At 67.7% G+C, this 13,817-nt stretch carries 14 protein-coding genes, 1 tRNA gene and 1 pseudogene; 7 read left to right on the forward strand and 9 right to left on the reverse strand.

The genetic code is table 11. The annotated features are described in order from the left end of the window. Window positions 1-30 precede the first annotated feature (30 nt). From QUV35_RS09410 to QUV35_RS09420, 3 genes and pseudogenes are all read right to left on the reverse strand, one after another. Window positions 31-107, reverse strand: a tRNA-Met gene (locus tag QUV35_RS09410). Window positions 108-174: 67 nt separating this feature from the next. Then, window positions 175-411, reverse strand: a pseudogene (locus QUV35_RS09415) (high-potential iron-sulfur protein); the annotation flags it as partial. A gap of 340 nt (window positions 412-751) precedes the next feature. Further along, the gene (locus QUV35_RS09420) at window positions 752-1,540 is read right to left on the reverse strand and encodes an enoyl-CoA hydratase (protein WP_300873031.1); all 789 of its coding nucleotides are present in this window, start codon (window positions 1,538-1,540) and stop codon (window positions 752-754) included. Window positions 1,541-1,696: 156 nt separating this feature from the next. Here QUV35_RS09420 and QUV35_RS09425 point away from each other — a divergent pair, with 156 nt between their 5' ends. The 4 genes from QUV35_RS09425 to QUV35_RS09440 all read left to right on the forward strand — a co-directional run bounded on the left by QUV35_RS09425 (window position 1,697) and on the right by QUV35_RS09440 (window position 4,907). Continuing rightward, window positions 1,697-2,491 carry an enoyl-CoA hydratase-related protein gene (locus tag QUV35_RS09425; RefSeq protein WP_300873033.1) on the forward strand — a complete coding sequence of 265 codons (795 nt, stop codon included), beginning with the start codon at window positions 1,697-1,699 and terminating at the stop codon, window positions 2,489-2,491. A gap of 2 nt (window positions 2,492-2,493) precedes the next feature. Then, the gene (paaI, locus tag QUV35_RS09430; RefSeq protein ID WP_300873113.1) at window positions 2,494-2,934 is read left to right on the forward strand and encodes a hydroxyphenylacetyl-CoA thioesterase PaaI; all 441 of its coding nucleotides are present in this window, start codon (window positions 2,494-2,496) and stop codon (window positions 2,932-2,934) included. Next, window positions 2,931-4,232, forward strand: a complete 1,302-nt coding sequence (paaK, locus tag QUV35_RS09435) for a phenylacetate--CoA ligase PaaK (RefSeq protein ID WP_300873035.1) — start codon at window positions 2,931-2,933, stop codon at window positions 4,230-4,232. The genes paaI and paaK overlap by 4 nt, the downstream gene beginning before the upstream one ends. A gap of 120 nt (window positions 4,233-4,352) precedes the next feature. Then, window positions 4,353-4,907 (forward strand): hypothetical protein, encoded by a 555-nt coding sequence (locus QUV35_RS09440; RefSeq protein WP_300873037.1) that lies wholly within the window; start codon window positions 4,353-4,355, stop codon window positions 4,905-4,907. Between the two features lie 12 nt (window positions 4,908-4,919). Here the strand turns inward: QUV35_RS09440 and QUV35_RS09445 are convergent, their stop codons facing one another. The 4 genes from QUV35_RS09445 to QUV35_RS09460 are packed head-to-tail and all read right to left on the reverse strand — an operon-like array spanning window position 4,920 to window position 9,103. Continuing rightward, complete coding sequence (locus tag QUV35_RS09445; protein WP_300873039.1) at window positions 4,920-6,722, reverse strand: peptidase M61; 1,803 nt, start codon at window positions 6,720-6,722, stop codon at window positions 4,920-4,922. Continuing rightward, window positions 6,722-7,180: a DUF3429 domain-containing protein gene (locus QUV35_RS09450; RefSeq protein ID WP_300873041.1), complete on the reverse strand. Its 459-nt coding sequence runs from the start codon at window positions 7,178-7,180 to the stop codon at window positions 6,722-6,724. The genes QUV35_RS09445 and QUV35_RS09450 overlap by 1 nt, the downstream gene beginning before the upstream one ends. Before the next feature lie 11 nt (window positions 7,181-7,191). Continuing rightward, window positions 7,192-7,893 carry a DsbC family protein gene (locus QUV35_RS09455; protein WP_300873043.1) on the reverse strand — a complete coding sequence of 234 codons (702 nt, stop codon included), beginning with the start codon at window positions 7,891-7,893 and terminating at the stop codon, window positions 7,192-7,194. 46 nt (window positions 7,894-7,939) lie between these two features. Continuing rightward, window positions 7,940-9,103: an FAD-dependent monooxygenase gene (locus QUV35_RS09460; RefSeq protein WP_300873045.1), complete on the reverse strand. Its 1,164-nt coding sequence runs from the start codon at window positions 9,101-9,103 to the stop codon at window positions 7,940-7,942. A gap of 99 nt (window positions 9,104-9,202) precedes the next feature. Here QUV35_RS09460 and QUV35_RS09465 point away from each other — a divergent pair, with 99 nt between their 5' ends. Genes QUV35_RS09465 through QUV35_RS09475 form a run of 3 tightly spaced genes read left to right on the forward strand, consistent with a single transcriptional unit; the run spans window position 9,203 to window position 12,028 of the window. Then, on the forward strand, window positions 9,203-10,096 hold the full coding sequence (locus tag QUV35_RS09465; RefSeq protein ID WP_300873047.1) for an MOSC N-terminal beta barrel domain-containing protein: 894 nt from the start codon (window positions 9,203-9,205) through the stop codon (window positions 10,094-10,096). 58 nt (window positions 10,097-10,154) lie between these two features. Further along, window positions 10,155-11,246 (forward strand): redox-regulated ATPase YchF, encoded by a 1,092-nt coding sequence (ychF, locus tag QUV35_RS09470; protein ID WP_300873049.1) that lies wholly within the window; start codon window positions 10,155-10,157, stop codon window positions 11,244-11,246. Between the two features lie 8 nt (window positions 11,247-11,254). Next, window positions 11,255-12,028: an RNA pseudouridine synthase gene (locus tag QUV35_RS09475; RefSeq protein ID WP_300873051.1), complete on the forward strand. Its 774-nt coding sequence runs from the start codon at window positions 11,255-11,257 to the stop codon at window positions 12,026-12,028. On the opposite strand, the gene QUV35_RS09480 is transcribed toward QUV35_RS09475, so the two are convergent. After that, window positions 12,013-13,197, reverse strand: a complete 1,185-nt coding sequence (locus QUV35_RS09480; protein ID WP_300873053.1) for an MFS transporter — start codon at window positions 13,195-13,197, stop codon at window positions 12,013-12,015. The genes QUV35_RS09475 and QUV35_RS09480 overlap by 16 nt on opposite strands. Next, window positions 13,194-13,676, reverse strand: coding sequence for a YqaA family protein (locus QUV35_RS09485; protein ID WP_300873055.1), 483 nt, complete (start codon window positions 13,674-13,676; stop codon window positions 13,194-13,196). The genes QUV35_RS09480 and QUV35_RS09485 overlap by 4 nt, the downstream gene beginning before the upstream one ends. Window positions 13,677-13,817: the final 141 nt, after the last annotated feature.

The raw sequence follows: 13,817 nt of genomic DNA on the forward strand, positions 1-13,817 counted from the left end.
CCTGTTGCCAGAGCCCGCTTCTTGAATGGTTGGTGGTGATAGGTGGACTTGAACCACCGACATCAGCATTATGAATGCTGCGCTCTAACCAACTGAGCTATATCACCAACGCGGTCGGCATTGTAGCCCAATTCGCTGCCCGGCCCGGGCGCAGCGCGCCTCGGACCCGGGCACTCAGGTCGCCTTCTTCACCCAGGACGCGCACCAGCCGGCGGCGGCCACCTGCTTGCCTGCGAACAGCGGACACGGGCCCGCTTCAGCGCCTGCGGCACCCTGGTAGAGCGCGCAGTTGGCGCAATTGCTGCCGTCCGCAAAATTGGGGTACTTGGCCTTGTCGACGTTGGCAGCCATCGCCACATAGCCCAGTGCCACGGCGGTGGGATCGGTGGCTTCCACCATCGGGCCGGCGGCCACAGGCGCCTCTGCCGGTGCGGCGGGTGCCGGCGCTGCGGCGGCTGGTGGTTCGGCCGGCGCCGGGGCGGGTGCTGGAGCCGGCGCGGCGGCGGTGGGTTCTTCCTGCTTGGAGCAGGCGGCCGCAAGCACGGCGCCGCTCACGGGCACCATCATCAAAAAGCGTCTGCGTGTGGTCATGGGATTTCCTGGGTTGTGAAGGGGACACGGGCCGAAGGCCTGGTCACGCGGCACCCGAAGTGTTGCCTTTCGGTGTACTGCTGCGTGCGTCCGGTTATACGCTTGCGCGCAGCGCCGACCTGTTACAGCATGTGCATCCCCCACGTTGGCGCTGTGCCATTCAACGGTGTTTGAACTCGGCCTTGCGCTTGTTCACGAAGGCATCCATGCCTTCTTTCTGGTCGGCGGTGGCGAACAGCGCATGGAAGATGCGCCGCTCGAACATCACACCATCGGACAGGCTGCCTTCGAACGAGCGGTTGACCGCTTCCTTCGCCGCCATCACGCTGGGCAGCGAGAAGCCGCAGATGGTGAGGGCGGCGCCGAGGGCCTCGTCCATGAGTTTTTCCAGCGGCACCACGCGGCTCACCAGGCCCGCGCGTTCGGCTTCTGCGGCGTCCATCATGCGGGCGGTGAGCACCATGTCCATGGCCTTGGACTTGCCCACCGCGCGCGGCAGCCGCTGCGTGCCGCCGGCGCCGGGAATGATGCCCAGCTTGATCTCGGGCTGGCCGAACTTCGCGTTGTCGGCGGCGATGATGAAGTCGCACATCATCGCCAGCTCGCAGCCGCCGCCCAGCGCGAAGCCGCTGACGGCGCCGATCACGGGTTTGCGGATGCTGCGGATGGTTTCCCAGTTGCGGGTGATGTAGTCGCCCTTGTAGACGTCGGCGAAGGTGTAAGTGGCCATGGCGCCGATGTCGGCACCGGCGGCAAACGCCTTCTCGCTGCCGGTGAGGATCATGCAGCCGATGTCTTCGTCGGCATCGAAGGCCTTGAGTGCGGTGCCGAGCTCGTCCATCAGCTGGTTGTTCAGCGCATTGAGTTGTTTGGGCCGGTTGAGCGTGACGATGCCGACCCGGCCCTCGGTTCGGACGGTGATGCATTCGGGCGCGCTGGTGGTGGTCATGGGGTCTCCTCGGGTGTCGTTGGGGCTGGAAAGCTGTCCACTATAGCGGCCGGTACCGAGGGAAAATATTAGCCGACCGAGTGGTTGGTTAATGGTAAATTCCAGCGCCGACGATGCCCACCGAATACCCACCGCCCGCCGAGGAGACCGCCCGCCATGTCAGATGCCACCGTCTTGTATGAAGAGCGCGGGGCCGTGGCCCTGGTCACGCTCAACCGGCCCGAGGCGCTCAACAGCTTCACGCGCCAGATGCACCACGATCTGTGGAGCGCTCTGGACCAGGCCGAAGCCAACCCGGCGGTGCGGGCCCTCGTGCTCACCGGGGCCGGTCGCGGTTTCTGTGCCGGCGCCGACCTGGCCGAATTCGACTTCGAACCCGGACCCGATCTGGTGCAACGCGCCGATCCGGGCCCGGTGATCGACCAGGCCTTCAATCCCACGGCGCGGCGCCTGCAGGCGTTGCGCATGCCCAGCATCGCCGCGGTCAACGGCGTGGCAGCGGGCGCGGGCGCTTCGGTGGCCATGTGCTGCGACATCGCGATCGCGGCGCCGGGGGCGAGTTTCATCCAGGCCTTCAGCAAGATCGGCCTGGTGCCCGATGCGGGCGGCAGCTGGCTGCTGGTGGAGCGCCTGGGCCTGGCGCGCGCCATGGCACTGGCCATGACCGGCGACAAGCTGCCCGCCGCGCAGGCCAGGGAGTGGGGAATGATCTGGGACGTGAGCGAAGACTGCGTCGGTGCTTCGCTGACCCTGGCACAGCGGCTCGCCGCCATGCCCACCCGGGCGCTGGTGGCCACGCGCTCCCTGTTGCGCGACGCCTCCACCCGCACCCTGAGCCAGCAACTCGATGTCGAGCGCGACACGCAGTCGGCCCTGGGCCGCACGCACGACTACATCGAAGGCGTGATGGCGTTTCGCGAGAAACGCCCGGCCCGGTTCAGGGGCGAATGATGATGACGCCTCACGAACGTGCCATCCGGGTGGGCGAGGCGATGTTCTCGGTCGACACCGCGAGCAAGGACACCATGGGCATGGAGCTGCTCAGCTGCGAGCCGGGCCGCGCGACCCTTCGCATGCGGGTGCAGCCGCTGCACCTCAACGGGCACCAGATCTGCCACGGCGGCTTCATCTTCACGCTGGCCGACTCCACCTTTGCGTTTGCCTGCAACAGCCACAACAAGAACGCCGTGGCCGCCGGCTGCAGCATCGAGTTCCTGCGGCCGGCCCACGCGGGCGACGTGCTCACCTGCGAGGGTGTGGAGCAGACCCTCTCGGGCCGCCACGGCATCTACGACATGCGGGTGAGCAACCAGCGCGGCGAGACGGTGGCCATGTTCCGCGGCAAGAGCGCGCAGATTGCCGGGACGGTGTTCCCGGAAGAAGGAGCAGCATGAAAGCCTTTGCCCTGGAGCCGATCGAGAAGGCCAGCGTGGACGAACTGCGCGCCCTGCAGCTCAAGCGTCTGCAGGCCACGCTGCGCCACGCGTATGCCCACTCATCCGTCTACCGTGCCAAGTTCGACGCGGCGGGTGTGCATCCGGACGATTGCCGCAGCCTGGCCGACCTGGCGAAGTTTCCGTTCACCACCAAGAAAGACCTTCGCGACAGTTACCCCTTCGGCATGTTCGCCGTGCCGCGCGAGCAGTGCGCGCGCATCCACGCCAGCAGCGGCACCACGGGCAAGCCCACGGTGGTGGGCTACACGCTCAAGGACATCGACACCTGGGCCACGGTGGTGGCGCGCAGCATCCGGGCCAGCGGCGCGCGCCCGGGCGATCTGGTGCATGTGAGCTACGGCTATGGCCTGTTCACCGGCGGCCTGGGCGCGCACTACGGCGCCGAAAAACTGGGCCTCACGGTGGTGCCCTTCGGTGGTGGCCAGACCGAGCGCCAGGTGCAGCTGATCCAGGACTTCCGGCCCGACATCATCATGGTCACACCGAGCTACATGCTGGCAATCGCCGACGAGTTCGAGCGCCAGGGCATCGACCCGCGCGACAGCAGCATGCGCATCGGCATCTTCGGCGCCGAACCCTGGACCAACGACATGCGGGTGGCGATCGAGGCGCGCATGGGCATCGACGCGGTGGACATCTACGGCCTGTCGGAAGTGATGGGTCCGGGCGTGGCCAACGAGTGCGTGGAGACCAAGGACGGGCCGACCATCTGGGAAGACCACTTCTATCCCGAAATCATCGACCCGGAAACCGGCGAGCCGGTGGCCGACGGCGAGCGGGGCGAGCTGGTGTTCACCAGCCTGACCAAGGAAGCGTTGCCGATCATCCGCTACCGCACGCGCGACCTCACCCGCCTGCTGCCAGGCAGCGCGCGCACCATGCGCCGCATGGAAAAGATCACCGGTCGCAGCGACGACATGATGATCGTGCGCGGCGTCAATGTGTTCCCCACGCAGATCGAGGAGTTGATCCTCAAGCGGCCGGAACTCAGTGCGCATTACCAGTGCGTGCTGACCCGCGAAGGGCCTATGGACAATCTGAGTGTGGTCGTCGAGACGCGCCCCGGCCTGTCGCCCGAAAGCATCGAGGCCCGGGCTGCGGCCAAGCAGCTGCAGCACGAGATCAAGGTGTATGTGGGCAGCAGCGTGGCGGTGGAACTCAAGCCTGAAGGCGGCGTGGAACGCAGCCAGGGCAAGGCCAGGCGGGTGGTGGATCTGCGCTCGCGCACGGCGTGAGTGTCTGCGAATGCCCACGGATGGGTCCCGTCGGTGTGGCAAAACGCACCCGCCGGAGTGGAAACCCCTAGCCGGGCACCGATGGTGTGTCCTACATTACCCCCCACAGTTGGGGAAGACATGGACAAAAACACATTGTTTGGCAAGACGGCGGCTGGGCGCGAAGCGCTCACCACCCGGCCGGCCGGGCTGGGGCCGCGCCTGCGCGCCTTGCTCATCATGGTGGACGGCAAGCGCAACCTCGCCGAGTTCGAGAAACTGACGGGTTCGGAGGCCACGGCCGTGGCCTCGCTGCAGGAGTTGATGTCCGCCGGCTGGGTCGAGATGGTCGGCGCCGATGGATTGCCCAAGGTGCTTGTGGCAGCAGCACCCGCGCCCGCTGCGGTGTCGGCACCGCCCACGCTGCAGCCCGGGAACGCCCAGCCGGAGCAGCTGGCCGCCCCGGTGGCGGCCACGTTGCCGTTCAGCGAGGCCCGCCGTCAGGTGGTGCGTTTCATCAACGACCAGCTCGGCCCCATGGGTGAAACGCTGGCGATCCGCGCCGAGGGCTGCAAGACACCGGCCGACCTGCAGGCAGCGCTGCCCCGCATCCGGGACGGCCTCAAGAGCTTCAAGGGGCCAGGCGCGGTGCAGCAGTTCGACGACGAGATCGCCGGGCGCCTGCCCAAGGTCTGAGGCGCCGGGCGTTCAGTCGGACAACCAGGTGCCCAGGCGCGCGGCGTCGGCCACACCCAGCTTCACGGCCTGACTCTCTGTTGGCCAGTCCATCGGGCATTTCAGCAGGCGGTTGTCGCGCGAGACCAGCGCCGTGATTCGCGTGCGCTGACCGCGCAGCATCTGCACATCGTCGAGCTTGTGGATCCGCCAGGCCTCGGGCGAACCACCACGGCGCACCGCGGCCAGTTCGAGTCCGAGCCACTCGTCCCCCGCTGCCAGCCCGGCTGCTTCGGCAGCACCTCCGCGCAGCACCGTCTTGACCTGCACGCTGCCGCCCGACTCCGTCACGCGCAGGCCGAGCTGCTGGGCCAGCGGCGCTTTCTCGTGCGTGAGCTTGGCGCCGCGGCCTTGCAGCAGGTCGATCAACGGCAGGTCGGCCGTGCTGTGCACCCAGGCCGCGATTTCGCCGTCGAAACTGCGCTGGCCCAGGCGCTTGAGCGCGCGCAGCAGGTCGACCTCGCGCAGCGGACCTCCCTTGCAGCGCTGCCAGAGTTCGCGCATCACCGCATCCAGCGTGGTGTGGCCTTCGGCGCGCAACGTGAGGTCCAGGCACAGCGCCACCAGCGAGCCTTTGGTGTAGTAGCTCACCGTCGCGTTCGGGGTGTTCTCGTGCATGCGGTAGTACTTCACCCAGGCATCGAAGCTGGCCTGCGCAACGCTTTGCACATGGCGCCCCGGCGTTTGCTGCACCTGGTTGATGGTCTTGGCAACCAGCTGCAGGAAGGTCGCGTCGTCGATGAGGCCGGCGCGACGCAGCATCAGGTCGTCGTAGTAACTGGTGAAGCCCTCGAAGAACCAGAGCAGCTCGGTGTAGTTCTCGGCGTCGTAGTCGAAGCGTTTGAACTCGGCCGGACGCAGCCGCTTGACGTTCCAGGTGTGGAAATACTCATGGCTGATCAGACCCAGCAGCGTGGTGTAGCCGTCGGTGGCCTTGAGTGCCGCGGGCTTGTCGTTGCTGGATGGACGCAAGCGCGGCAGGTCGGCGCGCTGGCAGATCAGCGCAGTCGAATTGCGGTGCTCGAGCCCACCGTAGCCGTCGGCGCTGGCGTGCAACATGAAGACGTAGCTGGAAAACGGAGGCGCTCCGTCGCCATGCCAGAACGCGATCTGCGTCTCGCAGATGCGCCGCGTGTCGTCCATCAGCCGTTCACCATCGAGCCAGGCACCTGCGCCGCTGATCACGAAGCGGTGTTCCACGCCACCGGCGCTGAAATGCCCGTTCCAGAACCGGCCCATCTCGACTGGGCAGTCGGCCAGCTCGTCGTAGTCGGCCGCGCGGTAGTGGCCGTAGCCGGCGGCATCCACGCTGTGGGCGGGCAAGCCGGTGACCACGTTCCAGCCGTCGGTGTCGTCCCCGGCCACGATCTCGAGCGCATGGGCCTGGTCTTCCTGGCCGGCCACGCGCAGGCACATGCTGGTCGCATTGAAGAAGCCGCGCGTGCTGTCCAGGAAGGCGGTGCGCACCGAGGCGTCGAACGCGTACACCTCGTATTGCAGTTCCAGCGCCTGGCCGGCGACCGCGTCAACCTGCCAGTGGTTCTTGTCGAGCTGTTTGATCGTCACCGGCTGGCCGTCCTGCCAGGCTTGCAGGTTCTGCAGGTGCTGTGAAAACTCACGCACCAGGTAGCTGCCCGGGATCCACACCGGCAGCGCCACGCGCTGGTTCCGTGCCGGCTGCTCGATGAGCAGGGTGACGGCGAAGAGGTGTGCGTTGGCGTCCTTGACCGAGACAGTGAAGCGAACGCCGAGGGGGGCGAGGGGACGTTTGGGCATCAGAGGGCTCCTGCGCCGATGAAACAGCTCAGCGCGGCAACCGCCGAGAGACGAAAACGCAGCTTGAGCCAGCCCCCGAGCCCGGCCTGGGCGTAGAGCTTGCGGTCCACCAGGTAACAGACGATCAGCACCAGCCCCAGCCAGGCCAGCCCCGCATGGGGCGGCATCAGCAGGCCGGGCCAGGCGAGCAGCGAGGGCACGACGCCCCACAGGAAATGCACCTGGGCATCCGGTGCCCGGGCCAGCCGGCTCCAGCCGATGCCCCAGTGGATGCCGCCCAGAAAGGAGGTGATGAGGGCGGCGTAGGAGGCCAGTGCCAGTGCCACCCAGGCCTGCAGGCCCGGCTCAACCAGCCAGACCAGCAGTGCCAGACCCACCAGCGGGATCAGGCCGGCGTAGCCCAGGTTGTGGATGTACGGCTGCTCCAGGGGCTTGCCGCCGCTGTCCGAGACAGGCATGCCGGGCGCCATCACTTGAGCATGGTCTCGATGCGTTCGGCCGTGATGTAGCCCGGCACCCGGGCGTCATTGACGAAGATCATGGTGGGCGTGCCCTTGATGCCGTGCTTGCTGGCCAGCTGGCTGTTGCGTTCGATGGCGGCGGTGTCGCAGGTGGCTGCGGGGGGCGGCTGGTTGTTGACCATCCAGTCGCTGTAGGTCCTGGCCTTGTCCCTGGCACACCAGACGCGACGCGACTTCTCGGCCGAATCCGGGCCGAGGACCGGAATGAGGAAGACATGGACCGTCACGTTGTCGAGCTTGGCGAACTCCTGGTGCAGTCGCTTGCAGTAGCCGCAGTTGGGGTCCTCGAACACCGCCATCTTGCGCTTGCCGTTGCCGCGCACCAGGGTGAAGGCGTCCTTGAGCGGCAGGTCCTTGAACGCGATGGCGGTGAGTTTGTCCAGGCGCTGCTCGGTCAGGTTGACCCTGGCCCGGGTGTCGATCAGCACGCCCTGGATCAGGTAGTTGCCGTCGGCGTCGGTGTAGAAGATGTCGCTCTGGTTGATGCGGACCTCGAAGACGCCAGGCATCGGCGTCTTGCTGATCTCGTCGATGGCGGGCAGGTTGGGCAGGCGATCGGCGAGGTTCTTGCGAATGGTCGCTTCCTGCGCCTGCGCGCCCAGGGACAGGGCGGTCAGCGCCAGCAACAACAGGGTCTTGAGGAATTTCATAAAGGGTGCTCTGAGGCGATCGGGAGAAAAATGGAATGCGCAGGGGTCAGGTGGTCTGGCCCATGGCCTGGCGCGCCAGCCAGCGCTTGACGGGGCCGCTGCGGTTGAAGCTGTTCAGGCCCCAGTTGCGCAGCGCCTGCACGCGGCTGTCTTCGTGGGCGAACAAACCGAACAGGCCGTCGGTGACCCAGCCCATGGCGCCCACTTCGGCAGCGCGGGCACGCTCGTACCGGCGCAGCAGTTTCATGTCACCGAGCTCGCGCCAGTACTCGCGCGCGTGCAGCACGCGGGCCAGCTCGGCCGCGTCGGCCAGGCCCACGTTGAGACCCTGGCCTGCGAGCGGGTGCATGGCGTGCGCCGCATCGCCGGCCAGCGCCATGCACCCGCTGGCGGTGCGGGCGATCCAGCGTTGTGCGAGCGAGAGTTCGAGAGGCCAGGCCTGGGCGGAGCTTTCCATGTGCAGGGTGCCCAGGATGTTGGCGCTGCGCGCCTGCACCGCCTGGGCCAGGACGGAAGGATCGGCGAGCAGCCAGGCGTCGGCCCGGGCTGCCTCGACTGACCACACGAGGGCCACGGAGTTCCCTTGCGCGCCGCCCAGCGGCAGCAGGGCCATCACTTCCCCCTGGGCGAACCACTGGCGCGCGACGCCCCCGTGCGGCAGCTCGCAGCGCAGCCGGGCAGCCACCGCCTTGTGGGGGTAAGGACGCACGTCGAAGCCCAGGCCCGCTTGTTCGCGCGTCTGGCTGCGCTTGCCTTCGCAGACCACCGTCAGCGCTGCGGGGGGCGTGGCGGTCATGCGTTCGATGCTGCCTTGAAAGCCCACGGCGTCGTTCAGGCGCTGCTCCAGCGCGGGCACATCCACGATCCAGGTGAGCGCCTCGCTGCCTTGCTCGCTGGCCGTGAAGCCCAGCTCGCCGCCGTCGTCGCCCCAGACGCGCATGGCGCTGACCGGGGTGATGGTGCCGGGCTGCGGGCCGCTGTCGTCGGTCTCTGGCCAGGCGCGCACCGAGCGCAGCAGTTCGCGAGAGGCGCTGTTGAGGGCGTAGGCCCGCACATCGGGTGTGTCCGCACTGCGGGGATGGCCGACCAGCGCCACGCGCAGGCGATCGCGGGCCAGCAGCAGCGCCAGTGTCTGGCCCACCACGCCCGCTCCCTGAACGGCGACATCGAAACGCCGGGCCGTACCGGTTCGCGGGGGTGTTGCATTCATGGGGGGATTTTAGGAGCAGGGCACAATCCGGGCCTCGCGCCCGGCAAACCCCTGCCGTGCGCCCCGACTTTCCACCCGCCACCCTGCCGCCACCCCGCCATGAACCCAGCCCAAGCTTCCGCTGCCGATGTGCAGGCCACCATCGAACAACTCTGGGTCTACCCGGTCAAGTCGTGTGCCGGCATCTCCTTGCCCGAGGCCGAGCTGACCGACACCGGCCTGCTCTACGACCGCGCCTGGATGGTGGTCGACAGCGAGGGCGAATTCGTCAGTCAGCGCGAGCTGCCCCGCATGGCGCTGGTCCAGCCGTCGTTTCGCATGGGCCAGCTGATGCTGCGCGCGCCAGGCATGCTGTCCCTGCACCTGGGGCTCGATGTGGCCGAGGGGCCGCTGACGGTTCGGGTGTGGGACGACACGGTGGAGGCCTGCGACATGGGTGACGTGGCGGCGCAGTGGTTCAGCGATTTTCTGGGGCCAGAGGCGCCCGCCCACCTGAAACGCTTGCGACTGGCGCGTTTCAACCCGGAGGTGAAGCGTCCTTGCGACCCGGCCTGGACCGGTGGTCGCGAAGCCGGCACCCAGTTCGCCGACGGTTTCGGTTTGCTGGTGACCAGCAGCGCCTCGCTGGCCGACCTCAATGAACGGCTGACCGCCGCAGGCCACGAGCCGGTGGACATGCGCCGCTTCCGGCCCAACATCGTGCTCGGCGGCGTGCAGTCGCACGACGAGGACCGCGTGGGTGCGATGCGCATCAGCACCGACGACGGCACGGCGGTGATTGAACCGGTGAAGCCTTGCGCCCGCTGCCCCATCCCCGACATCGACCCGACCACGGCCACGACCAGCCCGGTGGTGGGCGACACGCTGCAGACCTACCGGCAAGACCCGCGGCTGAAGGGCGCCGTCACCTTCGGCATGAACGCCATCGTGATCGAGGGCGACGGGCAGGTGCTGCGCGTGGGCCAGACCGTCAACGCCGATTGGCGTTTCTGACAACAACATGCCCCGCCCGTAAAATCGCGGGTTCCCCCGACCGTCCCGAAAGTTTTCCATGAGCCTCCAATGCGGCATCGTGGGCCTGCCCAACGTGGGCAAGTCCACCCTTTTCAACGCGCTGACCAAAGCCGGCATCGCGGCCGAGAACTACCCCTTCTGCACCATCGAGCCCAACACCGGCGTGGTGGAGGTGCCCGATCCGCGGCTGGCGCAACTGGCCGCCATCGTCGAGCCCGAGCGTGTGGTGCCGGCGATCGTGGAGTTCGTGGACATCGCCGGCCTGGTGGCCGGCGCCAGCACCGGTGAGGGCCTGGGCAACAAGTTCCTGGCCCACATTCGGGAGACCGACGCCATCGTCAACGTGGTGCGCTGCTTCGAAGACGACAACGTGATCCACGTGGCCAACAAGGTCGATCCGATCGCCGACATCGAGGTCATCCTCACCGAACTCTGCCTGGCCGACCTGGCCGCCGTCGAAAAGGCGCTGCACCGCGTGAGCAAGACCGCGCGCTCGGGTGACAAGGAATCGATCAAGCAGGTGGCGATCCTCGAGAAGTGCCAGGCCGCGCTCAACAACACGCAGCCGGTGCGCAGCATCGACTTCAGCAAGGAAGAGCAGGCGCAACTCAAGCAGTTCTTCCTGATCACCGCCAAGCCCGCGATGTTCGTGGCCAACGTGTCGGAAGACGGCTTCGAGAACAACCCCTACCTCGACCGCCTGCGCGCGTTCGCCGCCAGGCAGAACGCGCCCGTGGTGGCCATCTGCGCCAAGATCGAGGCTGAACTCTCCGAGATGGACGACGCCGACCGGCTCGAATTCCTCAAGGAGCTGGGCCAGGACGAACCCGGCCTGAACCGGCTGATCCGCGCGGCCTATCAGTTGCTCGGCTTGCAGACCTATTTCACCGCCGGCGTGAAGGAAGTGCGCGCCTGGACCATCCACGTGGGCGACACCGGCCCGCAGGCCGCGGGCGTGATCCACACCGACTTCGAAAAGGGCTACATCCGTGCCCAGACGATTGCGTTTGACGACTTTGTTGCCTTCAAGGGCGAACAGGGTGCCAAGGACGCGGGCAAGATGCGCGCCGAAGGCAAGGACTACGTTGTCAAGGACGGCGACGTGATGAACTTCCTGTTCAGCAGCTGAGCCCCGCCATGAACCCACCTGGCCAGCTCGAGGCACAACGCCTGGCCAAGCGACTGGCCGCCCAGCTGCCGTGCTCGCGCAGCGACGCCGAGAGCTACATCGCCGGGGGCTGGGTGCGGGTGGACGGCGTTGTCGTGGAGGAGCCCATGGAGCGGGTGCGCCCCGAGCAGACCGTGTTGCTGGACCCGAAGGCCAGGCTGGAGCCGCTGGAGTCGATGACGCTGATCTGGCACAAGCCGGTCAACCGGGTGCTGCCCGACGAGCCCCTGCTGCCGGACGCGCTGGCCGACAAATGGTTCAGCACCGCCAACCGATTCAAGGGTGACCGCTCGGGAGTGCGCCCGCTCAAGGCACACCGGCACAAGCTGCTGCCGGTGGCACCGCTGGGCACCAAGGCCAGCGGACTGATGGTGTTCACCCAGAACCCGGGTGTGGCGCGCAAGATGACCGACGATGCAGCGCAGCTGGAGCACGAGTGGCTGGCCGAAGTGGCCGCCGATCCCGGGCTCGAAGACGAGGCCCGGCGCGAGGCGGTGCTCAAGTCCCTGGGCAAGGCGCTGTTCTTCGACGGCTGGGCCGTGCCTTCGGCGCGCGCGAGCTGGCAGAGCGAACTGCGCCTGCGCCTGGCCATCAAGGGCAACCGGGCGGGCCAGGTGGCCCACCTGTGCGAGCGTGCCGGCCTGCAGCTCACCGCCCTGCGCCGCCTGCGCCTGGGCCGCATTTCGCTGGCCGGTCTGCCGGTCGGCGAATGGCGCTACCTGCTGCCTTACGAGCGTTTCTGATCGGGCGAGCCCGGCTGCGCCCGCGCGGCCCACACGCTCAGGCCCATCGCCAGCATCAGCACCACCAGACCCACCTGGTTGAGGCTGAGCATGCGGCCTTGCGCGATCATCAACCCGCCCAGGGCCGCGCCCAGGGCCTGACCGGCGTACATGGCCGAGGTGTTGAGCGCTACCGTGGCCGGCGCCAGCGCGGGTGAGATGTGCACCAGACGGGCCTGCTGCGCCGAGTTCACCGCGAAGCAGCCCAGTGCCCATGGCACCAGCACCAGCGCCTGCTGCCACACGCCTGCCTGCCCCAGCGGCCACAGCAGCAGGCTCAGCACGATCAGCCCGAGCGAGATGAAGACGGCGCGCGCCGCACCGATGCGGTCGATCCAGCGTGACATGCCCACGTTGCCCGCCAGACCAAAAGCACCGAACCACAGGAACATGAGCGACAGGGCGCCGCCGCCCAGGCCCAGGGTCTGGAACAGGTAGGGCGCGAAATACGAGAACAGCGTGAACTGGCCGAAGGCCGAGAGCAGCGTCACGCCCACCGCCAGCATCAGCGGCGCCGAGCCCAGCGTGGCCTGCCAGGCCTGACGCGACAAGGCGGCGGGCTTGATGCCGTCGGGCATCTCGCGCCAGACCCACAGCGCGCTGGCCAGCGACATCAGTGCCACCAGGCCGAACGCCCAGCGCCAGCCCAGCTCACCGCCGATCCAGGCCGACAGGGGCATGCCCATGACCGAGGCGACCGACCAGCCGAGGAAGACGAAGGTGATGGCGCGCCCGCGCTGGTCGGGCCGCACCAGCAGGCCCACGCAGGCCGCGGCCTGCGGAGTGAACACCGCGGGCGATATGACGGCCAGCACGCGCAACGGCAGCAGGCTGGCGTAGCTCGGTGCCAGCGCACACGCGGCGGTGAGCAGGCCGTACCAGAGCAGCGAGAGGGTGAGCAGGCGCCGGCGGTCCCAGCCCGCGACCAGCCCCGCAAAGGCCGGTGCGCCCAGGCCCATGAGAATGGCCGCCGCCGTGATGAGCTGGCCCGCCTGCGGGATCGACACGCCCAGGGATTGGCTGATGTCGTTGAGCGTGCCGGGCACCACCATCACGCCGGTGCCGATCACGAAGTTGCCCGCCATCAGGGCCCACAGGGCGCGTGGCAGACCCGGACCCAGGGTGCTCATGCGTTGAATGCGCCGGGAAAGAACCAGAGCAAGGCCGCGGTCATGGTGAGGTAGCGGGCGAACTTGCCGATGGCCATGTAGGCCACGCAAGGCCAGAACGGAAACTTCATCCAGCCAGCCACCGCACACAGCGGATCGCCCACCACCGGCAGCCAGGACATCAGGCAGGCCTTGGGGCCGAAACGCTCCAGCCACTTCAGCGCGCGCACATCGACATGGTGCCCTCGGGCGCGGTCCACCGCCTTGTGCGTGCCCAGGCCCATCGCCCAGCTCAACGCGCCACCCAGCGTGTTGCCGGCGGTGGCCACCAGGATGGCGGGCCAGAAGAGTTCGGGGTTGAGCTTGATGAGACCGAACACCGCGGGCTCCGAGCCCATGGGCAACAGCGTGGCCGAGACGAAGGCCACCACAAACACCGTGCTCAGTCCGTATTCGGGCAAGGCCAGCAGTTGCAGCAGGTGAGAAAACCAGTCGGGCATGGGTGGCGGAAAAAAACGCCGTTGGTCGGCGTTGCAAGGGGCGCCGGGGTCGGCGTGGCGCGTGAGGGTGCGTGAAATGCGAAAGCGGGGACGGGATATCGCCTGCTGAAAAAAGAGGCAGGTAGAATCGCGCTCCTTCGC

This window comes from Hydrogenophaga sp. (assembly GCF_030373225.1).
Taxonomy (GTDB): Bacteria; Pseudomonadota; Gammaproteobacteria; order Burkholderiales; family Burkholderiaceae_C; genus Hydrogenophaga.

Bases quoted from the DNA above. Each gene is read 5' to 3' on its own strand.
- QUV35_RS09420 (WP_300873031.1), bottom strand. From the start codon at position 1,540: ATGACCACCACCAGCGCGCCCGAATGCATCACCGTCCGAACCGAGGGC.
- QUV35_RS09425 (WP_300873033.1), top strand. From the start codon at position 1,697: ATGTCAGATGCCACCGTCTTGTATGAAGAGCGCGGGGCCGTGGCCCTG.
- paaI (WP_300873113.1), top strand. From the start codon at position 2,494: ATGACGCCTCACGAACGTGCCATCCGGGTGGGCGAGGCGATGTTCTCG.
- paaK (WP_300873035.1), top strand. From the start codon at position 2,931: ATGAAAGCCTTTGCCCTGGAGCCGATCGAGAAGGCCAGCGTGGACGAA.
- QUV35_RS09440 (WP_300873037.1), top strand. From the start codon at position 4,353: ATGGACAAAAACACATTGTTTGGCAAGACGGCGGCTGGGCGCGAAGCG.
- QUV35_RS09445 (WP_300873039.1), bottom strand. From the start codon at position 6,722: ATGCCCAAACGTCCCCTCGCCCCCCTCGGCGTTCGCTTCACTGTCTCG.
- QUV35_RS09450 (WP_300873041.1), bottom strand. From the start codon at position 7,180: ATGCCTGTCTCGGACAGCGGCGGCAAGCCCCTGGAGCAGCCGTACATC.
- QUV35_RS09455 (WP_300873043.1), bottom strand. From the start codon at position 7,893: ATGAAATTCCTCAAGACCCTGTTGTTGCTGGCGCTGACCGCCCTGTCC.
- QUV35_RS09460 (WP_300873045.1), bottom strand. From the start codon at position 9,103: ATGAATGCAACACCCCCGCGAACCGGTACGGCCCGGCGTTTCGATGTC.
- QUV35_RS09465 (WP_300873047.1), top strand. From the start codon at position 9,203: ATGAACCCAGCCCAAGCTTCCGCTGCCGATGTGCAGGCCACCATCGAA.
- ychF (WP_300873049.1), top strand. From the start codon at position 10,155: ATGAGCCTCCAATGCGGCATCGTGGGCCTGCCCAACGTGGGCAAGTCC.
- QUV35_RS09475 (WP_300873051.1), top strand. From the start codon at position 11,255: ATGAACCCACCTGGCCAGCTCGAGGCACAACGCCTGGCCAAGCGACTG.
- QUV35_RS09480 (WP_300873053.1), bottom strand. From the start codon at position 13,197: ATGAGCACCCTGGGTCCGGGTCTGCCACGCGCCCTGTGGGCCCTGATG.
- QUV35_RS09485 (WP_300873055.1), bottom strand. From the start codon at position 13,676: ATGCCCGACTGGTTTTCTCACCTGCTGCAACTGCTGGCCTTGCCCGAA.